This window comes from Dethiosulfovibrio russensis (assembly GCF_021568855.1).
GTDB lineage: Bacteria > Synergistota > Synergistia > Synergistales > Dethiosulfovibrionaceae > Dethiosulfovibrio > Dethiosulfovibrio russensis.
The window spans coordinates 74,589-100,479 of record NZ_JAKGUG010000002.1 but is presented as its reverse complement, the minus strand read 5'-3'; the positions used below and the strand labels follow the sequence as shown (position 1 = coordinate 100,479).

At 55.0% G+C, this 25,891-nt stretch carries 24 protein-coding genes; 20 read left to right on the top strand and 4 right to left on the bottom strand.

Annotated elements, in window-relative coordinates; all coding sequences use genetic code 11:
• Positions 1–49: 49 nt before the first annotated feature.
• Genes L2W48_RS02325 through L2W48_RS02310 form a run of 4 tightly spaced genes read right to left on the bottom strand, consistent with a single transcriptional unit; the run spans position 50 to position 3,965 of the window.
• On the bottom strand, positions 50–1,024 hold the full coding sequence (locus L2W48_RS02325) for a Bug family tripartite tricarboxylate transporter substrate binding protein (RefSeq protein ID WP_236099010.1): 975 nt from the start codon (positions 1,022–1,024) through the stop codon (positions 50–52).
• Positions 1,025–1,076: 52 nt separating this feature from the next.
• Positions 1,077–1,574, bottom strand: a complete 498-nt coding sequence (locus tag L2W48_RS02320; RefSeq protein WP_236099009.1) for a tripartite tricarboxylate transporter TctB family protein — start codon at positions 1,572–1,574, stop codon at positions 1,077–1,079.
• A gap of 20 nt (positions 1,575–1,594) precedes the next feature.
• On the bottom strand, positions 1,595–2,755 hold the full coding sequence (locus L2W48_RS02315) for a dipeptidase (RefSeq protein WP_236099008.1): 1,161 nt from the start codon (positions 2,753–2,755) through the stop codon (positions 1,595–1,597).
• Positions 2,756–2,759: 4 nt separating this feature from the next.
• The gene (locus L2W48_RS02310) at positions 2,760–3,965 is read right to left on the bottom strand and encodes a M20 metallopeptidase family protein (protein ID WP_236099007.1); all 1,206 of its coding nucleotides are present in this window, start codon (positions 3,963–3,965) and stop codon (positions 2,760–2,762) included.
• A 182-nt stretch (positions 3,966–4,147) separates the two neighbouring features.
• On the opposite strand from L2W48_RS02310, the gene L2W48_RS02305 reads away from it, so the two are divergent.
• The 20 genes from L2W48_RS02305 to nikC all read left to right on the top strand — a co-directional run bounded on the left by L2W48_RS02305 (position 4,148) and on the right by nikC (position 25,877).
• Positions 4,148–4,948, top strand: a complete 801-nt coding sequence (locus L2W48_RS02305) for an IclR family transcriptional regulator (protein WP_236114851.1) — start codon at positions 4,148–4,150, stop codon at positions 4,946–4,948.
• Positions 4,949–4,968: 20 nt separating this feature from the next.
• Entirely contained in the window at positions 4,969–6,573 is a 1,605-nt protein-coding gene (locus L2W48_RS02300) for a gamma-glutamyltransferase family protein (protein ID WP_236099005.1), read from the top strand.
• Positions 6,574–6,642: 69 nt separating this feature from the next.
• The gene (relB, locus tag L2W48_RS02295) at positions 6,643–6,876 is read left to right on the top strand and encodes a type II toxin-antitoxin system RelB family antitoxin (RefSeq protein WP_236099004.1); all 234 of its coding nucleotides are present in this window, start codon (positions 6,643–6,645) and stop codon (positions 6,874–6,876) included.
• Complete coding sequence (locus tag L2W48_RS02290; protein WP_236099003.1) at positions 6,860–7,162, top strand: type II toxin-antitoxin system RelE family toxin; 303 nt, start codon at positions 6,860–6,862, stop codon at positions 7,160–7,162. Before relB ends, L2W48_RS02290 begins: the two co-directional genes overlap by 17 nt.
• A 153-nt stretch (positions 7,163–7,315) precedes the next feature.
• Positions 7,316–10,279 carry a lectin like domain-containing protein gene (locus L2W48_RS02285; protein WP_236099002.1) on the top strand — a complete coding sequence of 988 codons (2,964 nt, stop codon included), beginning with the start codon at positions 7,316–7,318 and terminating at the stop codon, positions 10,277–10,279.
• A gap of 75 nt (positions 10,280–10,354) precedes the next feature.
• Entirely contained in the window at positions 10,355–12,235 is a 1,881-nt protein-coding gene (locus tag L2W48_RS02280) for a lectin like domain-containing protein (RefSeq protein WP_236099001.1), read from the top strand.
• A gap of 146 nt (positions 12,236–12,381) precedes the next feature.
• Positions 12,382–13,086: a Crp/Fnr family transcriptional regulator gene (locus L2W48_RS02275; protein ID WP_236099000.1), complete on the top strand. Its 705-nt coding sequence runs from the start codon at positions 12,382–12,384 to the stop codon at positions 13,084–13,086.
• Positions 13,087–13,121: 35 nt separating this feature from the next.
• Positions 13,122–13,802 (top strand): DUF969 domain-containing protein, encoded by a 681-nt coding sequence (locus tag L2W48_RS02270; RefSeq protein ID WP_236098999.1) that lies wholly within the window; start codon positions 13,122–13,124, stop codon positions 13,800–13,802.
• Positions 13,799–14,713, top strand: coding sequence for a DUF979 domain-containing protein (locus L2W48_RS02265; RefSeq protein ID WP_236098998.1), 915 nt, complete (start codon positions 13,799–13,801; stop codon positions 14,711–14,713). Before L2W48_RS02270 ends, L2W48_RS02265 begins: the two co-directional genes overlap by 4 nt.
• 11 nt (positions 14,714–14,724) lie before the next feature.
• The gene (gene pcp, locus L2W48_RS02260) at positions 14,725–15,369 is read left to right on the top strand and encodes a pyroglutamyl-peptidase I (RefSeq protein ID WP_236098997.1); all 645 of its coding nucleotides are present in this window, start codon (positions 14,725–14,727) and stop codon (positions 15,367–15,369) included.
• A 286-nt stretch (positions 15,370–15,655) separates the two neighbouring features.
• The gene (locus L2W48_RS02255; RefSeq protein WP_236098996.1) at positions 15,656–16,393 is read left to right on the top strand and encodes an IclR family transcriptional regulator; all 738 of its coding nucleotides are present in this window, start codon (positions 15,656–15,658) and stop codon (positions 16,391–16,393) included.
• Between the two features lie 73 nt (positions 16,394–16,466).
• A complete protein-coding gene (gene panB, locus L2W48_RS02250) occupies positions 16,467–17,297 on the top strand; it encodes a 3-methyl-2-oxobutanoate hydroxymethyltransferase (RefSeq protein WP_236098995.1) in 831 nt (276 codons plus the stop codon).
• 17 nt (positions 17,298–17,314) lie between these two features.
• On the top strand, positions 17,315–18,256 hold the full coding sequence (locus L2W48_RS02245; protein ID WP_236098994.1) for a ketopantoate reductase family protein: 942 nt from the start codon (positions 17,315–17,317) through the stop codon (positions 18,254–18,256).
• A 7-nt stretch (positions 18,257–18,263) separates the two neighbouring features.
• The gene (locus tag L2W48_RS02240; RefSeq protein WP_236098993.1) at positions 18,264–19,262 is read left to right on the top strand and encodes a TRAP transporter substrate-binding protein; all 999 of its coding nucleotides are present in this window, start codon (positions 18,264–18,266) and stop codon (positions 19,260–19,262) included.
• A gap of 77 nt (positions 19,263–19,339) precedes the next feature.
• Complete coding sequence (locus L2W48_RS02235; RefSeq protein WP_236098992.1) at positions 19,340–19,825, top strand: TRAP transporter small permease; 486 nt, start codon at positions 19,340–19,342, stop codon at positions 19,823–19,825.
• Positions 19,822–21,105, top strand: a complete 1,284-nt coding sequence (locus tag L2W48_RS02230) for a TRAP transporter large permease (RefSeq protein ID WP_236098991.1) — start codon at positions 19,822–19,824, stop codon at positions 21,103–21,105. The genes L2W48_RS02235 and L2W48_RS02230 overlap by 4 nt, the downstream gene beginning before the upstream one ends.
• A gap of 55 nt (positions 21,106–21,160) precedes the next feature.
• Positions 21,161–22,309, top strand: coding sequence for an amidohydrolase (locus tag L2W48_RS02225; protein ID WP_236098990.1), 1,149 nt, complete (start codon positions 21,161–21,163; stop codon positions 22,307–22,309).
• 98 nt (positions 22,310–22,407) lie between these two features.
• Positions 22,408–23,955: an ABC transporter substrate-binding protein gene (locus tag L2W48_RS02220; protein WP_236098989.1), complete on the top strand. Its 1,548-nt coding sequence runs from the start codon at positions 22,408–22,410 to the stop codon at positions 23,953–23,955.
• A gap of 88 nt (positions 23,956–24,043) precedes the next feature.
• Positions 24,044–24,976 carry a nickel ABC transporter permease gene (nikB, locus tag L2W48_RS02215; protein WP_236098988.1) on the top strand — a complete coding sequence of 311 codons (933 nt, stop codon included), beginning with the start codon at positions 24,044–24,046 and terminating at the stop codon, positions 24,974–24,976.
• 28 nt (positions 24,977–25,004) lie between these two features.
• Positions 25,005–25,877, top strand: a complete 873-nt coding sequence (nikC, locus tag L2W48_RS02210; protein ID WP_040383019.1) for a nickel transporter permease — start codon at positions 25,005–25,007, stop codon at positions 25,875–25,877.
• The last annotated feature ends 14 nt before the right edge of the window (positions 25,878–25,891 follow it).

Below are 25,891 nucleotides of genomic sequence, written 5' to 3'. Positions count from 1 at the left end.
TGGAGTTGCGTGGAAACCTGTTTTTGAGGTTTCCACGCTTCGTTTGTACCTACTTCTTGCCGTATTTTTCGAGCAGCATTCCGTAATATGGGGAATTTTTCTCTATCCATGCCTTGGTAGCGGCGCTATTCCATGCTACGGGGTCTATGCTCATTCCCTGTCTGAACACGTCCTGGAATCCCTTGTTTTGGGCGGCTTTCATAAAAGCCGCCTCAAGTTTATCTATAATGGGACGAGGAGTGCTGGCGGGAGCCCATATGCCTCTCGTGCCGAGGCAACCTGTTACGTTGTATCCCAGATCTATAAGAGTGGGTACATCTGGTAGAAAGGGCGATTTTTCTTCGGATAGGACGAAGAGAGGGCGGAGGTCTCCGGCCTCTATCAGGCTCTTATTCTCCGATATCGTGGCCAAAAGCGAATCTACGTGCCCACCGAGAAGGGCGGCGCGGGATTTTGTGGAACTGTCGAATGCCACATATTTTATGTCTATTCCAGCTGCGTCCTTGACCACCAATCCGGATGTATACATTGTGGACATGCCTACGGATGCCAGCTTGAGTTTTCCGGGATTTTCCTTTGCGTAGGAGAAGAACTCCTGAGCTGTCTTGAACGGAGAATTTCTTGCCACACAGAAGACTGGGTTATCCATTCCCATGATTACGATGGGGATCATGTCTCTGAATACGGCCTCTGGATACAGTCCCTTGAGCCCTCCGACTATCATGCCGGCCGGACTGTTGGCCAACAGGGTGTATCCGTCCGGCTTACTGTGGAAGACCTCCATGGTACCTATGGTGGATCCCGCTCCAGGCATATTTATCACCACGGTGGGTTTCCCCAGGTCGACGAATTGGAGAAGCGCCCTGGTCGTCAGATCCCCGCTTCCGCCCGGACCGAATGGCACGATCACCCTGACGGTGCGTTCCGGGTATGAATCGTAATTGTCGTTCGCGATAGACGGTAAGGCCGACATCGCCATGATCGTTGATACCATGATACATATCGCTAATCTCCTGAATTTCATATGATACACTCCTTTTATGGGATTTCGTCTCACTGGAGACGACGATCACAAATCACTGAAAAAGCTCTCCGGCCGGGAGGTAGACTCCGAAAACGGAACCGAACACGAAATTCAGTGTCAGACCGACGACGGTCGATATCGTTATGGCCCTGAGCATGGTCTTCCATAAATTCCCGCCTGATTTCCCTTTAGCCGATGAACTTAGTCTGTTGTAATAGGTCATGAGAAAAGCGAGAAAGACTATGGTACACGGCAGGAATCCCAACTTTTTCAGGGTCGAAAGATATATCAGCAGCGAGATCACCGTCAGGAAAATTCCCTTGGTCATCAGGGGGTTCACGCGATTACGCCTTCTCTTTTTCATAGAACGCGCCATCAGAGAGATCGATAGAATCAGGAGGATCACGGCCCAGATTTTGGAATATACACTCGGCTCAGCAAGGGCTGGAGCCTCTACCGTTCCCACGAAGGTATCGCTGTAGAAGAATATGGCCACGCTTGCCATGCCGAGAAGAACAGCCCATATAGCATCGCGAATGTCTTCCGTCATTGTATGCATCTCCTGTTCCCCTAGCCTATGGTTTTTTCCAGCAGTTTAACTACGTTAATACCGATCAATTTTCGAATGTCGTCGTCAGAGTAGCCGCGGGATACCAGTACCCTTGTCAGATTCGGCATTTCTCCGGGATTCTCCAGATATTTTACGTATTCTCCGACGAAGGGCTTTGCCGGATGTCCCATCATCTTGGAGATACATTTGTGAAGTCCGAGGTGATCTCCGAACATGGAGTCGGTACCTATGGCCACATGGTCGATTCCCATAACTTCCACACAGTGGTCTATCTGATCGGCGACGTCGAATATGCTCTGCTCTTTCTTGGAAGACGTCACGTTCGGTACGGACTGTACCGCGAAAACCCAGCCGGCATCGGAGATTGCCCTGAGAATGTCGTCTGATTTCGCCTTCGGATGGGTGTTGAGAGCCTTCGGAACGGAGTGACTGATACAACACGGAGCGTCTGATATCTCCAGGGTGTCCAATATCGCTCGATCCGAGCTGTGGGCGAAATCCATAAGCATGCCTAGACGGTTCATACGAACGACGACTTTTTCTCCGAACCTGCTCAGTCCGCCGTCCTGGGTTTCGTTGCTGCCGTCGGCTATGGTGTTGCGTTGATTGTAGGAAAGCCCCATGCAACGGACGCCGAGTCCGTATAGGACGTCCAGGCGATCTATTTCGTTACCGATGATTCCGGCGTTTTCCACGTTGGCGAACACGGCGCAACATCCGGTGGCCTTGGCCTTGTCCACATCGTTAACGCAGGTTCCGAGAATGGTAACGTCCTGATGATGAGCTATATCTGCCTGGCGGATGCCCAGGTCCCATACGATATCCTCGAACTGCCAGGCCTGCGGACTGGAGCGTCTTCCAGCACTGCCGCCATAGCCGTTGAAGCAGGCCGTCATGCCGGATTTGGCTATTCCGTCGTATCCCATGGCTATACGTCCGCTTCTAGCGTACGTTTCGAAATCACGGAGCATGTTATCGGCTAAACGGTGGACGTGGTTGTGGAGATCGAAAACCACGCTTTCATGATGCAGTTTTACGGCACGGGCCTCCATGTTTTCGGGAAGCTCGAGTCTGCAATCCAGGGGGCCGTCCACGTCAGGTGCCAGCTCCACCGGTATTACGGAGGGGTCTTTCAGATACGAGTAAGCTGAGCGTGGCATATCGTCACTCCTCTGAAGATAGGAAATCATCGACTACCTGGGAGAGCACGGTCACTCCGACCGGAATAGCCGCCAAGTCCACCTGGAAAGTGGACGAATGGGTAGAACCTCTCTTGCGAGATCCTACGGACGTCACGCCTATCCTAACTACTCCGGCTGGAACTCTCCTGGAATAGAAGGCGAAATCCTCTCCGCCCATCCTGGTCGGGGATGAGATGATACTCTCCTCCGGAAGATGTCGGAGCGCCGCATCGCGTATGAGCTTCTCCACGTCGTCGTCGATGACGCATGATGGAACTCCTACGCGATAATCGAGCTTGGCCTCAATATGGAACAGACTTGAAAGAGAATCACAGGTTTCCTGCATTCTTTGGATGATTCTGGATTGAACCGTATCGCTGAGTGTTCGGACCGTGCCGGTAAGTTTTGCGGAACCTGGAAGAACGTTGAATGTGTTCCCGGCGTTGAAACTGCATACGGAAATGACCGCCGGATCTCTGGCGTCGATATCCCGGGATACTATGGATTGAAGGATACTGACAAGGTGAGATCCGGCAAGAATCAAGTCTTGGGTTTGAAAGGGACGAGAGCCATGACCTCCGGATCCAGTCAACTCTATGGAAAAATTATCCGAGTTCGCATGGCTGTAACCCTTGAACAGGGCGATCTGTCCCACGTTGATGTCCGGATCCCCGTGGGACATCATTATCATATCCACGCCGGGATTATCAAGGATTCCGGCTTCTATCATGCGTTTAGCTCCCTCCAGTGTTTCTTCAGCCGGCTGGAAGATGAATTTTAAGTTTCCACGTAGATTGCCGTTCGAATATTTTTCCACCGTCTTTTTCAATACGCCGAGCATCACCGTGGTGTTGAAATCGTGCCCGCAGGCGTGCATGATCCCGGTGTTTTCGGATGCATATTCCAAAGACGTTTTCTCTAAAATCGGTAGGGCGTCCATATCCGCTCTTAGTGCCAGAGTGGGTCCGTTTTTTCCCCCCCTTATAACGCATGCCGCTCCGACATCCATGCCGGGCAGATCGATTCGTTCGACTCCGAGATCGTCCATGATCGATTTGATAAGGACGGTCGTCTGGAATTCCTGCATTCCGAGTTCCGGGTGACGATGTATTTTCTTATATATATCCTCCAGCCATGTCGTCGATTTTTCGTCGATAACGGCATTTGAGAGATTCGGGACTTTGCCCATCACGTTTATCCTCCTTTTCGGCTTCGAAAAAATTTAGAGCGTCGTTCTAAAAAATCAAAATCATTTTTGCCTACTTTCTTCGTCCTGTCAAGTAGAATGCCATTCCGTTTTTTCGATAGAGGAAGTCTCAGTCTTTGGTAGAATGTAACTGAGCGAGAGTTCTGAAGGATGGAGGAAGGTTCATGGTAAAAAGGGAAAAAAGCAAGGAGTCGGAAAGGATTAACTCTTCTTTGAAATATAGTCTTCAGATCCTGGATTATCTGGAGGGAAAGGAATCCGGGGTTTCTCTGGCTGATATATGCCGTGCCGTGGAAATAAACAAATCGAGAGCTATGAGGTTGTGCGGAACCATGGAACATATGGGTTATTTGGTTCTTCGTCAGGAGGGTGGGGTCTACTCCCTAGGTCCTAGATTGCTTTCTTTAGGCAAGGCTTTCGAGAGGAATAATCCCATGATAAGGATCGTGAAGCCTGTCCTTCGTAATATGGTAATCGATCTTGAGGAAACGGTAAGTTTCCAGGTCATACGTAACGATAGGCGCATGTGTATAAGCGCGGTAGAAAGCCCTCATCCGGTGAGGTACACGATGGTCGAGGGATCGGAGGGAGAGTTTCCATCCGGCGCTTCGAGCAAGGTTTTGCTTGCATGGGGTCCTGAGAAATTAAGAGAGGAGGTATTCGAAAGGGCCCCTTATGAACGGCACACTCCAAATACGATCACGACCCTTGAAGAACTTAAGGAATCCATAGCTAAAACCTTGGATCAGGGTTATATACTATCTTTTGAAGAAAGAAGTTTGGGTTCCGCCGCATTGGCCGTCCCTGTTTTCGGTAGCGAGGGATCGCTCGTCGGAGCCATATGTGTCTCAGGGGTTCTTGAAAGGATGTCGAAAGAATTCTTAAGGATGGCTGTGCCTTATTCGATCGAAAGGGCCAAGGAACTCAGCCGAATGTTCGGCTGTAGCAATTCATTTATCGAATGAAACCGAGGAGGCTCAGGGAAATGGAATTCGATGCCTTTAGATATCGCAATCCGTCCAGACGGGCTCTGGTCTACGGTTCCCGTGGAATGGTGGCTACCTCCCACCCTCAGGCCGCCCAGGCCGGTCTGGATACGCTCAAAAAAGGGGGAAACGCAGTCGACGCGGCAATTGCCACCGCGGCGGCCTTGACGGTGGTGGAGCCCACCAGCAACGGCCTGGGCAGCGACGCCTTCGCCATAATATGCAAAGACGGAAGGCTCTACGGCATAAACGGCAGCGGACCTTCTCCCAGGGCCCTGACGAGAGACCTATTGAATAAGAAGGGACTTTCCCGACTGCCCTCTATGGGGTGGCTTCCGGTGTGCGTCCCCGGAGCCGTCGCAACCTGGGCGGCCATGTCCAAGAGGATGGGCCGTCTGCCCTTGTCGGAGGTTCTGGCCCCGGCGGTGGATCTGGCGAAACAGGGAGTGGCCGTGCCTCCTACCGTGTCTAAAAACTGGAAGCTGGCCCTGGATAAATACGGAACCTCCAGCGACCCCGCCCTTTCCCCGTGGAAAGACACCTTCGTGTTCGACGGAAAAACCCCCGAGCCGGGAGATATCGTCCGTCTGGTGCACCACGGTAAAACCCTGGAGATGATAGCCCGTTCCGACGGCGGGGACCTTTACCGAGGAGAGCTGGCCGAGAGGATCGTCTCCTTCGCCTCCGAAACAGGCGGTCTCCTCGCCTTCGAGGACCTGGAGGAGTACTCTCCCGAATGGGTGGAGCCCCTCTCGGTGGACTACGGAGATCTTACCGTATGGGAGCTGCCGCCGAACGGCCAGGGCATAGTCGCCCTGATGGCCCTGGGGATACTGGACGGCCTGGGATCCTCCGATCCTAACTCGCCCGAGTCGGCCCACCGCTCCATAGAGGCTCTGAAGCTGGCCTTCGCGGACGGACACCGCTACATATGCGATCCCCATATGGCGGATGTCCCGGTGGACCGGTTGCTGTCCGACGGCTACCTCTCCGAGCGGCGTCTTCTGCTGGGAGACAGGGCCGCTCGGCCCGAGCCCGGCGATCCCCACTCGGGCGGAACCGTCTATCTGGCCACGGCCGACGGCTTCGGCAACATGGTCTCCATGATACAGAGCAACTACACCGGTTTCGGTTCCGGAGTCGTCGTACCTGGAACGGGAATCGCCCTCAACAACAGGGGGCTAGGCTTCTCGATGGAGCCGGGCCATCCAAACGAGATTATGCCGGGAAAGAGGCCCTACCACACCATAATTCCCGGCTTTCTCACGAAGGGCGGCGAACCCTTGGGTCCCTTCGGCGTAATGGGAGGCTACATGCAGCCTCAGGGGCACCTTCAGGTTATAACCAACCTGGTCCGGAGGGGGATGAACCCTCAGGAGGCACTTGACGCCCCCAGATGGCAGTGGACCGGCGGGCTGGACGTCTCGGTGGAGCAATCCTTCCCGTCCGACATGGCCAGGGCCCTCTCCCGGATGGGTCACCACATAACGGTGGTTCTCGAGCCGGACTCCTTCGGCAGAGGACAGATAATACTGAAAACCGACAGAGGCAGCCTGGTGGGAGCCACCGAGCCCAGAGCGGACGGAACCGTGGCTACCTGGTGACGAGCCTTTTCAAGGATATATCGCCGTGGTAGTATAGGTAATACCACGGATGACTTGGAGGTGTCGTAGATGAAAAGCGTGATCACCGTAAAGCTCGATGAAGAGTTAAACCGTATACTTTCCGAACGGGCGGCCCGTGAAGGCAGAAGCAAAAGTTTTTACGTTCGGGAAGGATTGATCCAGTACCTTGAGGACCTTGAAGACATAGAGGCCGCCGAAGCGGGATATAAAGATTGGGAGGCAGATAACTTTAAGACCCATAAATGGGAGGACGTGAGGTTCCGTCTTGGCCTGGACGATTGAGCTCTCGTCAAAAGCGCGAAAGGAACTTGAAGCCCTGTCTAATGAAGATCGTAAACGTGTAGGGAGCTATCTGGACGAACTTCTCACATTGGAGACCCCTCGTGATAGGGGACGGGCCTTGACGGGTAATTTTAGAGGTTACTGGCGGTATCGAATCGGCGATATACGTGTAATCTGCGATATAGAGGACGAGCGTTTCGTAATTATCGCTTTGCGTATCGATCGCCGAAGCCAAGTCTACCGACGCTCCTTGCCGCGAAGAATTAGAGGCCGATATGGTAAATGAACCGTGGTGACCTGGCAAGATATCGTATTTTTCTTGACACTTTCGTGGGTGTCGTTGTTAAATGGAAACAAAGGGCCTCTTCCGATGTCGGAGGCCCTTTGTCTTTAAGGTGGCGAGAGTTATCCGCAGAGAACGAGAAAGGGGAGTGGACACATGAAGAATTGGGGAAAGATCCTTCTGTGTGCCGTGATCGTAACTTTGGTCGCGGCGGCGGGATGGGCCGAAATGGCTCCGTTGAATCCCGCTTTCGAAAGTTACATGGAGCGCATACACGAGAAAAACAACGATGGAGCCGGTTCCGGAGCTGTCTTAGGAGGGCGTATACCCTCTCCGGTGGACCTCAGCCACCTGGCCGGGGTATCGGTGCTTTGGTCGGACGGAAAATCAGCTCCGTCCTTTCCGGTAAGCTACGACCTCAGGGAGCTGGGATACGTCACGGAAGTAAAGAACCAGAACCCATACGGCGCCTGCTGGACCTTCAGCGCCATGGCCTCCATGGAATCCACCGCCCTAAAGGCGGGGGTAACCAGCCCGGACTACGCCGAGCAGTTCATAGCTTACTACGGCTACGTCGACCAGTCTTCCGAGCTGCCGGGGTTTGCAAACTATACCGCCTCCAACTTTCCCGGCATTATGGACAACGGCGGAGACGACTTCAGAGCCATAGCCCTGCTGGCCCGTGGAACCGGAGCGGTGAACGAGGCGGACGCACCCTACGGTTCGACCGCCCCCAGCGCCACAGCTCCCGTGTCCAGGGCCCTCAGAAACGTCTACTATTTCTATTACGATAACGACACCAGATATCAGAAGGCCAGCGTGGAGAACGTAAAGACCGCCCTTATGAACTACGGGGCTGTGTCGGTGGGAATGTACGCCGGGGACCCTCAGGGTGGGAACTGGGACGACTCTTCCTACTACAACCCTTCCACCTATGCGTCCTATATCCCCTCTGGCAACCCCGACGGCCTTTCTGTGGGGTCGGCCAACCACGCAGTCACGGTGGTCGGCTGGAACGACAACTACTCCAGAACCAACTTCAACCCGTCCAACCAGCCGTCCTCCGACGGAGCCTGGATAGTGAAAAACTCCTGGGGCTCCGGCTGGGGCGACGGAGGCTACTTCTACCTGTCCTACGAGGACGCCGTGCTGGACACAGGTGCCGCCTACGTAGGAGGCGATCCTGCCAGCTACGACAGGGTATATCAGTACGACCCCTTCGGGTGGTGTTCTTCCTACTCTCCCAGTGGAATGGTCGACAACACCGCCTGGATGGCCAACGTCTTCACCGCGGCAGAGGATACTTTGGTGGAGGCCGTCTCCTTCTACGTCGGAGGGGTAGGCAACACCTACGAGTTGTCGGTCTACACCGGCGTCACCGGTTATCCAACCACCGGGACCAAGAGATATCCCTCTCAGACAGGAACCCTGAAAGAGCCGGGATACCGTACGGTTCAGCTGGAATATCCCGTCTTCGTAAAGGCTGGAGATAGCTTTTCCATCGTGGTGAAATTGATCACGCCTGGATATGATTACCCCATAGCGATGGAGGCTCGACACATCGGATACTCCGATAAGGCTACCTCCTCGCCGGGACAGAGCTATGTTTCCTCCGACGGATCTGCCTGGACCGATGTCACCACGGTGAACAGCACCGCCAACGTATGCCTTAAGGCCTTCGGGTTAAACCATGTAGCTAGAACCGGCAAGGAGATTCTGGGCTATTCCATACCAGGCCAGGTAAGCTCCATCGTAAACGAAGACCTTCATACGGTCGGCGTAACCGTGCCTTTTGGAACCTCGGTCACCTCTTTGGTGCCTTCCTTCGTCCTCTCCGGTGGAGCGAGCGCAACCGTAGGCGGGGTAAACCAGTTCAGCGGCACCAGCTCCAACGACTTCGGATCTCCCGTCGTCTACAGTGTGACGGCCGAGGACGGAACCACCCAGGACTGGACAGTAACCGTCACGGTGGCTCCTGCTCCCAGAACCGGAAAGGACATACTCAGCTACACCCTTCCGAATCAGGTGGGCGACAGCTTCATAGACAAGGGTAAATACACCGTATCGGCGGACGTCAAAAAGGGAACGGATCTGACGTCTTTGGTCGCGACCTTCGATCTCTCCGGAGGAGCTAGCGCCGCCGTCGGCGGGGTAGAACAGGTCAGCGGGATCACCTCCAACGACTTCAGCTCCCCCGTCAACTACGCCGTTACCGCCGAGGACGGAAGCGGACGTAACTGGACCGTGACGGTGTCCTATTATTCCGTAAACTCCAAAGACGTCGAAAAGGTCGTCGTCAGCGACGATGTGGTCAGCTCCGACGGAGGGGCCTCGTTGGTGAAAACGGACGATCTCGTCGATCTGGTAAACGACAACACAGACCTGATCGCACTGTTCAAGAGAGAAGAGGTCGCCCTGGCCATGGCCGGTTCCCTGATCCCCGGCTCCGAGCTGGACTTCTCCTCCGCCTCCGGCGACAGCACCTACGTTTCCAGGCTGGGCATGGGGTACGAGGGAGCTCAGGGTAAAGTCACTCCCGTGATGGTGCAGACCAAAAAAGGATCGAAGGACTTCGACGGACTGGACGTCTCCCTTCCGGAGGCCCAGAGAAAATCGCTGATGGCATCTGGATCGTCGGAGAAACTCGCCTTCCGGTTCCGGGTAACCTCCGGAGACAAGGCCCTTCTCTTCAAGGGCAGAAACCTCATGGCGGAGAAACTCGCCTCGCTCAAGAAGGACGAGGACGGATTCCCCTATCTGGAGTTCATCCTGTCCAACGGCTCCGGTGGCCTCTCCTTCGACGACCTGGACGGAACGGCGGTGGATATACACGACAAAGCGAAGTTCATCGACGATGTGTTGAGCAAAATATCCACGGGTAAATACGTCTATCAGGACCTGGTAAACATCTACATAGAGAACCTGGATCAGTCCAAGTTCAGCGAATACAAGGCCGAGATAGACAAACTGACCACTCCCACCCTGGCGGACATCGAGACCATAGTGGAAGCGGTCAACAAGGGTGAGACCCCGCCCTCCGGCGGTGGCGGCGGATGTTCCGTCGGTCTCGTTCCCTCGACGGCAATTTTACTTCTGCCGTTGCTCTTTCTGCGAAAATAGATAACAATATACAGATCTTGAAGAGGCGGTCTCCTCGAAGGGAGGCCGTCTCTCATCTAAAGTAGGAGGTAATCTATGAAAACGAAAAAATACGTGAGATTGTTTTCCTGTTTTTTATGTCTGCTCCTTTGGTCGACGGCCTCTTGGGCCGCCGAAATGGCTCCGTTGAATCCCGCTTTCGAAAGCTACATGGAGGACCAAGCCGATGAGGGCAAAAACGCCTCCGATAAACCCCACAGAGGGCGTATACCCTCTCCGGTAGACCTCAGCCACCTGGCCGGGGTATCGGTGCTTAGGTCGGACGGAAAAGCCGCGTCCTCCTTTCCGGTAAGCTACGATCTTAGACCCCTTGGCCTGGTCTCCCCTGTTAGAGATCAGAGCCCCTACGGAGCCTGCTGGACCTTCAGCGCCATGGCCTCCATGGAATCCACCGCCCTAAAGGCGGGTGTCGCTAACCCGGACTACGCCGAACAGTTTCTGGCTTACTACGGTTACGTGGATCAGACCAGCGAGCTGGTCGGATTCGGAAACTACGATGCCTCCGACTTTCCCGATCTCATGGACAAAGGCGGAGACGACTTCAAGGCCATAGCTCTTCTGGCCCGTGGAACCGGAGCGGTTAACGAGGTGAACGCACCCTACGGTTCGACCGCCCCCAGCGCCACCGCGCCCATATCCAGGGCCCTCAGGGACGTCTACTATTTCTATTACGATAACGACACCAGATATCAGAAGGCCAGCGTGGAGAACATAAAGACCGCCCTCATGAATTACGGAGCCGTTTCGATCGGAATGTTTGCCAACAATCCTCAAGGTGGAAGCTGGGATAGTTCTCCATACTACAATCCCTCGACCTACGCTTCTTATACTCCCTCGGGCAACCCCGACGGGCTTTCAATCGGTTCGGCCAACCACGCCGTCACGGTGGTCGGATGGGACGACAGCTACTCCAAGAGCAACTTCAATTCGTCCAATCAGCCGTCCTCCGACGGAGCCTGGATAGTGAAAAATTCCTGGGGCTCCGGCTGGGGCGACGGAGGCTACTTCTACCTGTCCTACGAGGACGCCGTTATGGACACCGGTGCCGCCTACGTAGGAGGCGATCCTGCCAGCTACGACAGGGTATATCAGTACGACCCCTTCGGGTGGTGCGGTTCCTACGCTCCCAGCGGCATGGTCGACAACACCGCCTGGATGGCCAACGTATTCACCGCCACGGTGGACACCGACATAAAGGCGGTCTCCTTCTACGTCGGAGGTGTGGGCAACACCTACGAGATATCTGTCTACACCGGCGTCACCGGTGGCCCGACGACGGGAACCGCAGACATATCGTCCCAGACTGGAACCCTCCAGGAGCCGGGTTATCATACCGTTCATCTGTCCTCCGTCGTCTCGGTAAAGGCCGGAACCAAGTTCTCCGTCGTGGTCAAGGTCAAAACGCCTGGATACGACTATCCCATAGCTTCAGAGGGTCTTGCGGAGGGGTACTCGGATAAGGCCTCTACTAGAGCTGGACAGAGCTACTTCTCCTCGAACGGAACATACTGGAAGGACATAACGTCGGTTAACAAGACCGCCAACGTGTGTCTGAAGGCCTTGGGAACCGTCACTGGGACCAAAGCGAACGGTTCCCTGACGATAACCATAACCCCTCAAGACGCCGCCGACGCCGGAGCTCGCTGGAGCGTAGACGGAGGAAATACTTGGAATACCTCGGGACGGAACCTCTCTCTCGATCCCGGTGAATACACCGTCATCTTCGACATGCCCTCCGGTTGGGCGGACAAGATCCCCGAGACCTATCCGGTCGTAACCGGGGTGAGCAACTCCTACAGCTCCACCGCGGAAGAAGAATGGTCCCCCTTCGGAAGCGGCGGTGGATGCTCCGTCGGCTTCACTCCGGCGGCGCTCCTCTTGGGTCTGCCCATGTTGGCCCTGTTCGGCAGGAGATAGATAAACCCGAAAAGAACCTCTCTTAGGAGCTCCCCTTAAAAGGGGCGCTCCTTTTTTGTAGCCTGGACTACAGATTTCAAAAAATACATTGTCTATACTTATGTGTATGTTCTTGAATCGCCAGGAGAGATGGAGGCGAGATAACCGTGAACGAAGGGAAAAGCTACTACCGCGAGGTCTTCGACGAGAAGAAGCAGCTGGAGATGAGAAACTACTTCAAGGAAACTCTGGCTCCTCGGGGAAAACTCAAGAGATACCCTAGAAACGACGTCGTGGAGCCGGGAAGGCGGGGAAAATGCTTCGGCATCGTGGTGGAAGGAAAGATCTCCAAGGCCATCATAAGCTCCTCGGGCAGGGAGAAGCTGCTCTACGTCCTCCGCCCCGGCGAATTGTTCGGCGAGATGGACCTCATCGACGGAGGCTCGCTCAACTACGTCCTCTACGCCAAGGAACCCTCCGCCGTATCCTGCATCGCCCAGGCCGTCCTGGAGGAAGAGCTCCGGTGCAACCCCGAGGCCTACCGCTACTTCATCCACAGCATGACCAGGAAATTCCGCATAGTCACGTTGCAGCTTGCCAACAACGTCTTCAACGACTCCACCGGACGGGTGGCCGACGCTCTCATTCGGCTTTACGCCTGCTCCGACACGGAGGACGCCGAGATGACCGAGGGAATGATAACCACCGCCCTCACCCAGAGCGAACTGGCCTACAACGTAGGCTGTTCCAGGATCACCATATCCAGGATACTGAAATCCTTTTTCGAAGAGGGACTTCTGGAAAAGGTAAACAGAAAAATCGTCATAAAGGACATGAAGGGACTGGCGAAGTACACCGACAGGGTCCAGTGAAAGGGTCGCCTGTCGTAATCGAAAGGGGATAGAAAATGATCAGGTTGGTAGGCGTGTTGGTCGTCATAGTGGGATTGGGGCTGAGGCTCAACCCTCTACTTGTCGTCATAGTGGCGGGGTTCTCCTCCGGTCTGGCCGGAGGAATGGGACCCTATGAAATACTGGAGGCCATCGGAACCGCCTTCGTGACCAATCGGTATATGTCTCTCTTCATCTTGACCTTGCCGGTCATAGGGCTGCTCGAGCGTCACGGTCTCAGGGAGCAGGCGGAGCTCTTCATAATGAAGCTGAAAGGCGCCACGGCGGGAAGGATAATGCTTCTCTACATGGTGTTCCGCCAGGCCACCAGCGCCGTGGGGCTCCAGCTCGGAGGACACCCCACCTTCATAAGACCCATAATCTCACCCATGGCGGAAGGGGCGGTTGCCAAAGGTAGGACTCTTCCCCAATCCGTGTTGGACGAGATCAGGGGAATGGCCGCGGCGGCGGAGAACTACGGCAACTTCTTCGGTCAGCTCATATTCATAGCGGCCGGAGGGCTTCTGCTCATAAAGGGAGTCATGGAACAGGCCGGATACTCGGTCGACCTGCTGTCCATGGCGCTCTACGCCGTTCCCACCGCTCTGGCCGCTCTGGCCCTCGCGACGGTTCGTTACACCATGTTCGACCGCAGGATGAAGAATCTGTCTCTGGAATCGGAGGAGGAAAGCCGATGAAGATAACTCTGGATCACATGTACGTCGTCACGGGGCTTCTGCTGATGGTCTTCGCCCTTCGCTCCTTCCTGGACAAAAACAACGCCAAGAGGGTCGGCACGGCGGTCTTCTGGGCCCTTTACGGCGTCACCTTTCTCTTCGGCAAAATCATACCGGACGGAATAATCGGGGGCATGGTGGTCCTGATGGCGGTGATAGCGAGCTGCAAGGGCCTGGGGTCCGGATTTTACGGCGAAGCGTCCAAAGAGGAGAAGACCAGGGAAGCTAGAAAGTTCGGCAACAGACTCTTCCTCCCCACCCTGATAATACCGGTCGTCACGTTTCTGGTGGCCAAGTTCACCTCGCTGGGAGCTCTGGTAGGGCTGGGATTGGGTTCCATCGCTGGGTTGATAGCCGTCGTACTCCTGACCGGCAACGGAATCGGCACGGCGGTAAACGAGGGACGTCGTCTCATCGACGCCATAGGATGGGCCGTCATACTGTCCCAGTTTCTGGCGGCGTTGGGCTTCCTGTTCGACAAGGCCGGTGTCGGGGGAGTCATAGCCCAGATGGTCTCGTCGGTGGTCCCGACCGGAAGCGCTCTGGCTACCGTGATCGCCTACTGCGTCGGAATGGCCTTTTTTACCATGATAATGGGCAACGCCTTCGCCGCCTTCGCCGTCATCACCACGGGAATAGGCATCCCCCTGGTGATAGTCATGCACGGAGCCAACCCCGCCATAGCCGGTGTTATAGGGATGCTCTCCGGCTACTGCGGCACCCTCATGACCCCCATGGCGGCCAACTTCAACGTGGTTCCGGCGGCTCTTCTCGAGATGGAAGATAAAAACGGTGTCATCAAAGCCCAGATAGCGACGGCCGTTCCGATGCTCTGCGTAAACATCGCCCTGATGTACTTTCTCGCTTTTTAGGAGGTAAAAACATGAAGATATTGCTCACCGGATTCGAACCCTTCGGAGGAGAGCCGGTCAACCCGGCTCTTGAGGCGGTCAAAAAGCTGAACGGAAAAACCGTGGCGGGAGCGTCCGTTTCTTTCTGCGAGCTTCCCACCGTTCGCTGGAAATCGCTGGAGAGGCTGGAAAAAGCCATAGCCGAGGTGGATCCGGACGTGGTGGTCTCGGTAGGTCAGGCGGGAGGACGGACCGACGTCACTCCGGAGAGAATCGCCATAAACGTGGACGACTACAGAATAAAGGACAACGACGGCAACCAGCCGGTGGATGATTTAATCGCCCCCGAAGGTCCCGCCGCCTATCGTTCCACCCTTCCGATAAAGGCCATGGTCTCAGCCATGAAGGAAAAGGGCGTCCCCGCCTCGGTCTCCAACACCGCCGGAACCTTCGTCTGCAACCACGTTTTTTACGGCCTGATGCACATACTCGCCAAGGAGGGCAACCGCAGAAAAGGCGGCTTTGTCCACATACCCTACCTCCCGGAACAGGCCGCCAGGCTGGGAGGACAGCCGAGCATGTCCCTGGACTGCATAGTGGAGGGGCTGGAGGCCGCCCTCGCCGCGGCGGTAACGGTGGAGGACGATCACAAAAAAATCGGCGGGGCGATCTGCTGAGCAGCCCTATTTGTTCGACGAGTTTCCGCATGACGGAAGGATTTAGCCTTATACTTAGAGAGAGCCCTCGGGCTCTCTCTTTTTTTGGGACGTATTCACCATGGCAAGCCCATCAGTTTCGTTGTCTACGGCAACTTTAATATACAATATACATAATTGACGCTGTTGAAATCACTCTCCTGGGAGGGGTATAATTATATTGTCCCATAATACAAGACGTTGTCCCGTATTGTGGGACTTAAAAGGGGTAGGTAACGCAGTGAGAAATTCCGATAACGTTCAATCCGTGGAAAGAGCTCTCCTTATCGTAGAATATCTCGACGAAAATGGAGAGCAAGGGATAAACGAGATAAGCAGGGGGTTGCTTCTGGAAAAAAGCACGGTTCATCGCCTCGTGTCTACGTTGAAGAATCTGGGATATTTGAGTCAAAATCCGACGACCAAAAAATACGCCAACAGCTTTAAGTTCTTCGAGATAGGCAACGGTGTGGTCAAAAGGCTGGGACTTCGTAAGCAGGCTCAGCCTTTTATGAGAGACCTATCTGAAAAGAGCAAGGAAGCTGTCAACTTGGCCATTATGGATAGAGAACATGTGGTCTACATAGATAAGATAGAAAGTCCTTCAACTTTTAAAATAGATTTGGCTATAGGTAAAAAAATGCCCTCTTACTGTACGGGGCTGGGAAAGGTCCTACTTTCCTCTATGGAAGAGTCTTGCGTGAGGGATCTTTTCAAAGATCGAAAGCTGGAAAGGTTTACCGAAAATACGATTACCGACATCGATGATCTTATAAAAAATCTACGAAGGATAAAATCTCAGGGATACTGTATAGACGACGAAGAGTACATAGCTGGTCTTCTGTGCGTAGCCGCACCTGTATTAGGACACGCCGGAGAGCCCGTAGCAGCTATCAGCGTGGCTCTTCCGAAATTCAGATACGACGAGAAAGAAATAGAGCCCATAGTGGAAGCGGTGAAGGCCGCCTCCGAAGGGCTTTCCAGGGAGTTGGGATATTCCCTGTAGACGTTTCCTTTGCAGCATCTCATCCTACCTGCTGATCGGCCGAACAGTGGAAAAGACAAACGGAGGGAGCGACATGACGAAGGTAACGATCCAGAAACTGCGGGAAATGAAGCAAAAGGGAGAGAAAATCTCCATGGTAACCGCCTACGACTATCCCCAGGCCTGCTTCGTCGAAAAAGCGGGCATAGAGATAATTCTGGTGGGAGACTCGCTATCCATGACCATCCTGGGCAACGAGGGAACCGTACCACTGACCACCGACGAGATGATCGCCCACATAAAGCCGGTCGTCAAGGGAGCCCCTACCCCGATGATAGTGGGGGACATGGTCTTCGGATCCTACAACGAAAGCCGTGAGCAGGCCATTCACAACGCCAACCGTCTCATGAAAGAGGGAGGTTGCGACGTAATCAAGCTGGAGGGCGGCCGTCCGGACATAGTCGGAGCCATAGTCGAGGCGGGAATCCCCGTTCAGGGCCATATAGGGCTCACCCCTCAGACCTCCTCTCTTTTAGGAGGCTTCAAGGTCCAGGGCAAAAGCCTCGAAGCCGCTCAAAAAATAGTAAACGATGCCAAGGCCCTGGAGGCGGCCGGAGCCTTCTCCATAGTGGTGGAGTGCGTTCCGGAAGAGCTGGGAAGGGCCATCACCCAGGCGGTCTCCATACCGACCATAGGAATAGGGGCCGGAGCCCACACGGACGGACAGGTCCTGGTATATCACGATATGCTGGGAATGTTCGACAAATTCGTCCCCAAATTCGTAAAGAGGTACGCCAACATCGGAGATCAGATAGTGGAGGGACTGGAAAAATACAGAGACGAGATAAAATCCGGAGCCTTCCCTGCGAAGGAACACGCGTTCGGAGGCATAACCCGGGAAGACCTGGACGGTCTCATCCTCTGAGCCAGGAGGCCGAAGCCATGAAGATAGCCATACTCGGCTCGGGAGCCATGGGTTGCCTCTACGGCGGCAGACTAGCCGAGGCTGGATTCGACGTAACCCTCGTAGACGTCTGGAAAGAACACGTCGAAGGCATAAACTCCGACGGACTCAGTATCGAAGGCATAGGAGGAAAGCGGATAGTAAAGGGCATAAAGGCCGTCATCGATCCGAACCGGGCGGGCCAGGTCGATCTGGTGGTGGTGTTCGTCAAGGCCACCCTCACTAAAAAAGCCATGGAGGGAGCCCTCGGATTGGTGGGGGACGGCACCAGGGTCCTGACGCTGCAAAACGGCCTGGGAAACGTGGAGGCCCTGAGCGACATAGTAGGTTCCGACCGCCTTATAGCAGGCACCACCGCCCACGGATCCACCCTTCTCGGACCGGGATCGATAAAACACGCAGGAGAGGGCATCACGGTGATCGGGAACCTCTCGGGGAAGACCGACCCCTTTTTGGAAGATCTGACGGCAATTCTAGAAAAGGCGGGGTTCTCCGTTCAGACCTCTGAAAACGTTATGGGCCTCATATGGGGGAAACTCATCGTGAACGTCGGCATAAACGCCCTCACCGCGATAACCGGCCTTAGAAACGGTCGCCTGCTAGACTTTCCCGAGACGAAGGAGCTCATGAAAATGGCGGTGGAAGAGGCCATCGAGGTGGCCCGGCGAAAGGGCATCGTGCTGAGCGATCCCGATCCGGCAAGACACGTCGAAGAGGTGTGCCGATCCACGGCGGAGAACCTTTCCTCCATGCTTCAGGACGTCATGAACCGACGGCGAACAGAGATAGACGCCATAAACGGGGCGGTGGTCGCCGAGGCGGAAAAATTGGGAGTGCCTGCCCCGATCAACAGGGTTTTGTCCGCTCTGATAAAGGTAAGGCAACTTACTTACGAAGAGACAGAAAATCAAGGAGGGTAGAATTGAGATGAAGAATCGTGTTTTTTTCGCTTTTGGAGTGTTTGTTGCGCTGTTTTTTTTGAGCTCTGCCGTGACGGTGGCTTACGCCGCTCCGAAGTATAGTTTTAAACTGGGCCACGCCGTTCAGGAAACCCATCCCTATCATCTTGGAGCTATGAAATTCAAGGAAATAGTTGAGAGGGAGACCGACGGAGATGTCGAGATCAAGCTTTTCCCCAATAACCAGCTGGGATCCGGAGAGAGGGATCTCATAGAGGGGATGCAGCTGGGGACGGTGGATCTGGTGGTGTCCTCGACCGGACCGATGGGAGGCTTCGAGAAAAAGTTCATGCTCTTCGATTTCCCCTTCCTTTTCAGAGACAAGGAACACGCCTACAAGGTTCTCGATGGCCCGGTCGGTCAATACGTCATGGGGCTTCTGGAGAAGAAAGGAATAAAAGGACTTGCCTGGTACGAGAATGGTTTTCGTAACTTCACCAACTCCAAGAAGGCGGTAGAGACCCCTGAGGACGTCGAGGGACTTAAACTGCGTACCATGGAGAACAAAGTCCATATGGCTATATGGAGAGCCCTAGGTGCCGATCCCACCCCGATGGCCTGGGGAGAGTTATTTACCGCTCTTCAACAGGGAGTGGTGGACGGACAGGAAAATCCGGTCCCGATAATATATACATCCAAACTTTACGAGGTTCAGAAATATCTCGCCATGACCGGTCACGTATTCTCCCCTTCCATGATACTCATAGGGAAAAGGCAGTTCGACGGTATGCCGGAGGATTACAGGCGGATTTTCCTCGATGCCGCCCAGGAGTCCGCCGTCTACGAACGATCCGAGATAACCAGGATGGAAAACGAGCAGGTTGATAAGCTGAAGGAACTCGGCATGGTGGTTACATACCCGGATAAAGCTGCTTTTCTTGAAAAGACCAAGCCGGTTTACGACCAGTACAGAGGAGAGCTCGGAAAAGACGGGGATCTTTTGGACCGAATAATAGAGACGAAATAGTTCCTGTAAAGCGAGGAGGGCGCGAAAGGATCGGATCGTGCCCTCCTCCGTTAAATTATCAAACGGGGGAACTTGAGATGTTCTATGAGAAAATTCTAGATAAGCTGAACTCGGCTGTCGAGGTCCTTATAAGTTTTCTTCTGACCTTCATGGTGGTCGTGGTCTTCCTCCAGGTCGTTTTTCGATTCATAATACATTCATCCTTGCCTTGGTCGGAAGAAGCCGCGAGGTACCTATTGATCTGGATTTCCTTTCTGGGAGCCACCGTGGGTGTGAAAAGGGGGGCTCACGTAGGGGTGGAGGCCGTTGTGAACCTGTTCGGTGGAAGAAAAAGAAGAGCTATCTCCGTCGTGGCCTACGTATTGGAAGCTGCCTTCTTCGTCTTTCTCGTCCTTTACGGATATAGGATTTTATCGATAGTATTTTGCCAGTCCTCTCCGGCCATGGAAATATCTATGGCCGTACCTTATTCATCTTTGCCCGTTAGTTCGGCGATAATGCTTCTGTACACGATAGACGGGCTGTTCAGAACCATCTTCGATCCAACGGAGGTGATAGCATGACCGCCGCTGTCTTGTTCACATCTCTGGTCGTACTCTTTGCCATCAACGTGCCAATCGCAGTGTCCATCGGCCTGTCCTCTCTTGCGGCCGTTCTGTTCTCCGGGGCGATCCCCCCCGTGGTAGTCGTTCAGAAAATGATAACCGCGACCGACTCGTTCCCTCTGATGGCGGTACCTTTCTTCCTATTGGCCGGTTCGTTGATGGAATACGGCGGCATCTCCAGGAGACTGGTGGATCTGGCGAACTCTTTTGTGGGGAGATACTCCGGCGGGTTGGCCTTCGTCGCAATAGTCTCCAGCATGTTTTTCGGGGCGATCTCAGGAGCGGCCGTTCCCACCGTCGCTGCCATAGGCTCAATTCTCATACCTGCCATGGTCAGGAAGGGATACGACAAATCCTTCGCAACCGCAGTTGAAGCCAGTGCCGGAACTCTGGGTGTTATGATCCCGCCGAGCATACCGATGATAATATATGGAACCCTTACGGGAGTATCCATCGGAGCCCTGTTTATGGGGGGCATCTTGCCCGGCGTGCTGGTGGGATTTTCCCTAATGTTCGTAGCCTGGCGGATATCGAGGAAGAGGGGTTACAGAGGAGACGCGCGATCTACTAGAACCCAGAGATGGACGGCCTTCAAAGAAGCAATCCCTGCTCTTATGATGCCAATAATAATTTTAGGGGGTATCTACGGTGGCGTGTTCACCCCGACGGAGGCTGCCGTCATTGCGGTGGTCTATGGATTCATGGTGGGAACCTTCGTCTATAAGACTCTGGGATTTCGGGACATAAGGAAAACCCTGGTGTCCTCGGCCGTTGGAACATCGGTGGTAATGTTCATCATAGCGACTTGCTCGGTTTTCAGTTGGATTCTTACGGCGGAGCAGATTCCTCAACTCGTCGCCGATGCCATCCTTTCCATTTCCGATAATCCGATAGTCATATTGACCCTGGTAAATTTGCTGCTTCTCTTCATAGGAACTTTCATGGAAACCGTGGCGGCCATAATAATATTGGTTCCGGTATTGCTCCCGATAGTGACTCAGATAGGGGTGGATCCACTGCATTTCGGTATAGTCATGGTCGTGAACCTGGCGGTGGGAATGGTAACGCCCCCTCTCGGAGTCTGCCTATTCGTAGGGTGCGGTATCTCTGGGATAAAACTGGAACAGATAACTAGGGCGATTTTGCCCTTCATACTCATCATGATATTGGACATACTCATATTGGCCTACGTGCCGGTTATCTCGACTTTATTGCCCCGGTTGGCCGGGATCTACTGATCTGTTATACAATGGTTCCCTAGGCAAGGTATCCAAAAACAGGAGGGGATCACAGTTGAAAGCGATAACGAAGGTCCAGGCTTGGACAGTTACGGGTGGAATCGTGGAAAACGCCACGGTAGTCGTCGACGGCGGCAAAATCGTCTCGGTCCAGTCCGGGGGAGCGGTGCCGGAGGGAGCCGAGGTCATCGACGGAACCGGCAAGATACTCACCCCGGGCTTCATCGACGCCCACGTCCATGCGGGAATATGCGAGGAGGCCGTTCCCGGGGCGATGAACGCAGTTAACGAAGACACCGGGGCGGTCACACCGTCGGTGCGGGCCGTCGACGGAATCAACCCGTCCGACGAAGCCTTCCGCAACGCCCTGTCCGCAGGGATCACCTGTATGCAGATACTTCCGGGCAGCGCCAACATAATCGGGGGAATAGGGGCTATCTTAAAACCGGTGGGGCACATAGTGGACAAAATGGTCGTCCGGGCCCACTCGGGAATGAAGGCTGCTTTGGGCGAAAACCCGGTCAACTGGCAGGGAGGCAAGGGACGTTTCCCCTCCACCAGAATGGGCAACGCCGCCTGCATGAGAAAAGCCATACAGGACGCCTTCGACTACAGGGACAAAAAGAAACGGGCGGAGGAAAAAGGGGAACACTTCTCCGTCGACCAGGGAATGGAGCACTTCCTTCCCGTATTGGACCGCACCGTGCCCATGAGGATCCACAGCCACAGGGCCGACGACATCTGCACCGCCATAAGAATCTGCGACGAATTCGACCTTCGCTACACCATAGAGCACTGCACCGAGGGACAGTTCATAGCGGACTACCTGGCGGAGAAAAAAGTCCGGGCCGCGGTCGGACCAACCGCCACCAGCAAGACCAAGGAAGAGGTCAAAAACAAGGGCTGGGAAACCCTTCTGGCCCTCAAAAAGGCCGGCGTATCCTTCTGCCTCATAACGGACCATCCGGTAATCCCTATAGAGACCCTCCCCGTCGCAGCGGCCCTTGCCATAAGGGCCGGACTGGACGCCGATACGGCCCTGGAGGCCCTCACCATAGCCCCTGCCAGACACCTGGAGGTGGATGACAGAATGGGCTCCATCGAGCCGGGCAAAGACGCCGACCTGGTCCTCTGGGGCGGCGACCCCTTCGACGTAAGGAACTCCCCCGAATTGGTCTTCGTGGACGGAGAGTCGGCACTGTAAAGGTAAATAAAGAACAGTTGACGAATTGAAGTAGGCCCGATAAAGTGGCAGCAGGGTGCGTTAAAACGGATACCAATTTGAATACGGGAGGGAATACAATGAAAGCAAAAGGCATCAAACTCTGCGCGGCATTCTGCGCAGCCGCTCTTTCCGCCGGACTACTGGCGGGAAATCCCGCCATCGCCAAGGAAAAGAAAGACCCGGACACCTTGACCGTGGCCAACGTCTACGACGCCAAGACCCTGGATCCATTCGGGACCAACGATGTGGCCTCCTCCGGAGCCATGCTCCACATCTACAACCGTCTGGTCAAGCTCAACGACAAGGACGAAGTGGTAGGAGACCTGGCCGAGAAGGTCGAGCAGGTGGACGACCTCACCTACAGATTCTATCTGCGTAAGGGCGTCAAGTTCCACAACGGCGAGGAGCTCAAAGCCTCCGACGTGGTCTTCAGCCTCAAGAGATCCCTGTCGCCCTCCAGCGGTGCCGTCAAGCACATCGTCGGAGCCATCGACCCGGACAGCATAGTGGCCCTGGACGACTACACCGTCGAGGTCAAGACCCTGTTCCCCTTCGCCGCCTTCCTGCCCTCCATGACCCACATGGGCGGAGGAGCCATCCTCAACGAGAAAGCCGTCACCGAGGCGGGAGACAACTACGGCATGAACCCGGTGGGCACCGGCCCCTTCAAACTGGTCGAGTGGAACCGCGGCGACAAGATGGTAATGGAGCGCTTCGAGGACTACTTCGGCGAGAAACCGGCCTATAAGACCCTCATCATCAGGGCCATCCCGGAGGGAACCAACCGCACCATCGAGCTCGAGAGCGGCAACGTCGACATCGCCTACCAGATAACCACCAACGACGTCAGCAGGGTGGAGGCCAACAAGGAGCTCAAGCTTCTCAGGCTTATCGACAACTCCACCACTTACCTCGGCTTCAACTGCGAGAAGGCCCCCTTCGATGACGTCAGGGTCCGTCAGGCCATCACCATGGCTCTGCCCACCCCCCAGATCATCAAGGCGGTCCTCAGAGGAGTCGGAGCCACTGCGGTCGGCCCCATCGCTCCCAACGTAAAATACGCCAACCCGGACCTAAAGCCCATGCCCTACGACGTGAAGAAGGCCAAGGCCCTCCTCGCCGAGGCGGGATACCCCGACGGCTTCAAGGCCTCCATATGGACCAACGACAAGAAGGCCAGAATCGACATAGCCACCATCGCCCAGAACCAGCTCAAGAAGATCGGTGTCGATGTGGACATCCAGGTCCTCGAGTGGGGCGCCTATCTTGAGGGACTTACCCAGAAGAAGCACGACATGTTCATCGTCGGCTGGACCTGCCAGACTCCCGACCCGGACATGGCGGTCTTCGCTCCCTTCCATTCCTCGATGAAGGGCAACAACAACTTCACCTTCTTCGGAGACGACGAGGTCGACGCCCTTCTCGAAAAGGGCAGAGTAACCCCCGACGGCCCGGAGCGTCAGCAGGTCTACTACGATATTCAGGACGCCCTCAGAAACAAGGGACCCTGGGTGTTCATGTACAACGACGAGCAGATCATCGGAACCCAGGACTACGTCAAGGGATTCACGGTAAGCCCCTTCGGCTTCCACGATCTCAGCAAGGTGACCTTCGACGGCAAATAGCCTGAAGACCTCAAGCACCTAAGCACCCGACGCAGGAGCATGGCTCGTCCGTGCTCCTGCTTTCCATTCTGCATTGGGAGGTAACGGAATGTTCAAATATATCTTCAAACGGGTACTCATGCTCGTTCCGGTGCTCATAGGGGTGACCTTCATAGTCTTCTCCATGCTCTACATAACCCCGGGAGACCCGGCCAGGATGGTCCTGGGAGAGCAGGCCCCGCAGGAATCGGTGGACGAGCTGAGGCAGGAGATGGGTCTGAACGACCCCTTCTTCGTACAGTTCGGACGCTACGTCTATAAAGCGGTCGTCCACGGAGACATAGGCCGGTCCTACATCACCAAGAGGCCGGTGGTCCAGGAAATCTGGGCCGCCTTCCCGGTGACCCTGAAACTCTCCGCCATAGCCATGGTCATAGCCATGATAGTGGGCATACCCTGCGGCATAGTGTCGGCCATAAAACAGTACTCTCTGTTCGACAACGCCGTCACGATCTTCGCCATGATCGGCATATCCATGCCGGTCTTCTGGCTGGGAATATTGCTCATACTGCTCTTCTCCGTCAGGCTCGGATGGGTTCCTCCGTCGGGTTTCGACAGCGTCTCCACCATGATCCTTCCGGCCCTGACCCTGGGAGCCCAGTCCGTGGCCATCATCACCAGGATGACCCGATCCAGCATGCTCGAGGTCATAAGGCAGGACTACATCCGCACCGTCAGAGCCAAGGGACAGAGGGAAAGAGTGGTCATCTGGAAACACGCCCTGGGCAACGCCCTCATACCTGTCATAACAATAAGCGGAATACAGTTCGGCATCCTTCTGGGAGGGGCGGTCCTCACCGAGCTGATCTTCTCCATCCCGGGAGTCGGAAGACTCATGGTCGAATCCATCAAGATGAGGGACTTCCCTGTGGTACAGGGCGGCGTCCTCTTCATCGCCGTGGCCTTCTGTGTGGTCAACCTCCTGGTGGACCTCGTTTACGCCTGGCTGGACCCGAGAATCAAGGCCCAGTACGTCTCCTAGGAGGTGCATCGGAATGAGCGAACCCGTAATGAGCGAAACCGTAATCAAAGAGACCAAGAGAAAAAACCCCTGGGCCGAAGTATTCCGAAGGCTCAAAAAGAACAGACTGGCAATGATCGGCCTGTTCGTGGTAATAGTGCTGGCCTTCACCGCCATCTTCGCCGACTTCATAGCCCCCTATACCTACGAGGAACAGGACCTCATGGCGGCCTTCGAAAGTCCATCGGCGACCCACTGGTTCGGAACGGACGAATTCGGCCGGGACATCTTCAGCCGCATAGTCTACGGAAGCCGAATCTCCCTACAGGTGGGATTCGTCGCGGTCAGCTTCTCCATACTGATCGGAGGCTTTTTGGGAGCCCTGGCCGGATACTACGGCGGATGGATAGACAACGTAATAATGAGATTCATGGACGTCCTGTTCTCCGTTCCTCAGCTGCTGTTGGCCATATCGGTGGCGGCCTCGCTGGGACCGGGACTCTTCAACCTCATGATAGCCGTCGGCATATCCTCCGTGCCTCAGTACGCCAGACTGGTCCGGGCCTCGGTGCTCTCCATAAGAGAGCAGGAATTCATAGAGGCGGCCAGATCGGTGGGAGCCAAGGACCTCAAGATAATCTTCAGACACATACTGCCCAACTGCATGGCCCCCATCATAGTACAGGGCACCCTGGGGGTCGCCTTCGCCATACTCACCGCCGCGGGGCTCAGCTTCATCGGCTTGGGCATACAGCCTCCCATCCCCGAATGGGGCGCCATGCTCTCCGGAGGACGGGAATACATCCGGGATCATGCCTACATGACCATGTTCCCCGGACTGGCGATCATGATAACCATACTGGCTCTCAACTTCCTGGGCGACGGACTAAGAGACGCCCTGGACCCCAAGCTGAAGAACTAGAACGGGGGACCGGA

Bases quoted from the DNA above. Each gene is read 5' to 3' on its own strand.
- L2W48_RS02325 (WP_236099010.1), bottom strand. From the start codon at position 1,024: ATGAAATTCAGGAGATTAGCGATATGTATCATGGTATCAACGATCATG.
- L2W48_RS02320 (WP_236099009.1), bottom strand. From the start codon at position 1,574: ATGACGGAAGACATTCGCGATGCTATATGGGCTGTTCTTCTCGGCATG.
- L2W48_RS02315 (WP_236099008.1), bottom strand. From the start codon at position 2,755: ATGCCACGCTCAGCTTACTCGTATCTGAAAGACCCCTCCGTAATACCG.
- L2W48_RS02310 (WP_236099007.1), bottom strand. From the start codon at position 3,965: ATGGGCAAAGTCCCGAATCTCTCAAATGCCGTTATCGACGAAAAATCG.
- L2W48_RS02305 (WP_236114851.1), top strand. From the start codon at position 4,148: ATGGTAAAAAGGGAAAAAAGCAAGGAGTCGGAAAGGATTAACTCTTCT.
- L2W48_RS02300 (WP_236099005.1), top strand. From the start codon at position 4,969: ATGGAATTCGATGCCTTTAGATATCGCAATCCGTCCAGACGGGCTCTG.
- relB (WP_236099004.1), top strand. From the start codon at position 6,643: ATGAAAAGCGTGATCACCGTAAAGCTCGATGAAGAGTTAAACCGTATA.
- L2W48_RS02285 (WP_236099002.1), top strand. From the start codon at position 7,316: ATGAAGAATTGGGGAAAGATCCTTCTGTGTGCCGTGATCGTAACTTTG.
- L2W48_RS02280 (WP_236099001.1), top strand. From the start codon at position 10,355: ATGAAAACGAAAAAATACGTGAGATTGTTTTCCTGTTTTTTATGTCTG.
- L2W48_RS02270 (WP_236098999.1), top strand. From the start codon at position 13,122: ATGATCAGGTTGGTAGGCGTGTTGGTCGTCATAGTGGGATTGGGGCTG.
- L2W48_RS02265 (WP_236098998.1), top strand. From the start codon at position 13,799: ATGAAGATAACTCTGGATCACATGTACGTCGTCACGGGGCTTCTGCTG.
- pcp (WP_236098997.1), top strand. From the start codon at position 14,725: ATGAAGATATTGCTCACCGGATTCGAACCCTTCGGAGGAGAGCCGGTC.
- panB (WP_236098995.1), top strand. From the start codon at position 16,467: ATGACGAAGGTAACGATCCAGAAACTGCGGGAAATGAAGCAAAAGGGA.
- L2W48_RS02245 (WP_236098994.1), top strand. From the start codon at position 17,315: ATGAAGATAGCCATACTCGGCTCGGGAGCCATGGGTTGCCTCTACGGC.
- L2W48_RS02240 (WP_236098993.1), top strand. From the start codon at position 18,264: ATGAAGAATCGTGTTTTTTTCGCTTTTGGAGTGTTTGTTGCGCTGTTT.
- L2W48_RS02235 (WP_236098992.1), top strand. From the start codon at position 19,340: ATGTTCTATGAGAAAATTCTAGATAAGCTGAACTCGGCTGTCGAGGTC.
- L2W48_RS02230 (WP_236098991.1), top strand. From the start codon at position 19,822: ATGACCGCCGCTGTCTTGTTCACATCTCTGGTCGTACTCTTTGCCATC.
- L2W48_RS02220 (WP_236098989.1), top strand. From the start codon at position 22,408: ATGAAAGCAAAAGGCATCAAACTCTGCGCGGCATTCTGCGCAGCCGCT.
- nikB (WP_236098988.1), top strand. From the start codon at position 24,044: ATGTTCAAATATATCTTCAAACGGGTACTCATGCTCGTTCCGGTGCTC.
- nikC (WP_040383019.1), top strand. From the start codon at position 25,005: ATGAGCGAAACCGTAATCAAAGAGACCAAGAGAAAAAACCCCTGGGCC.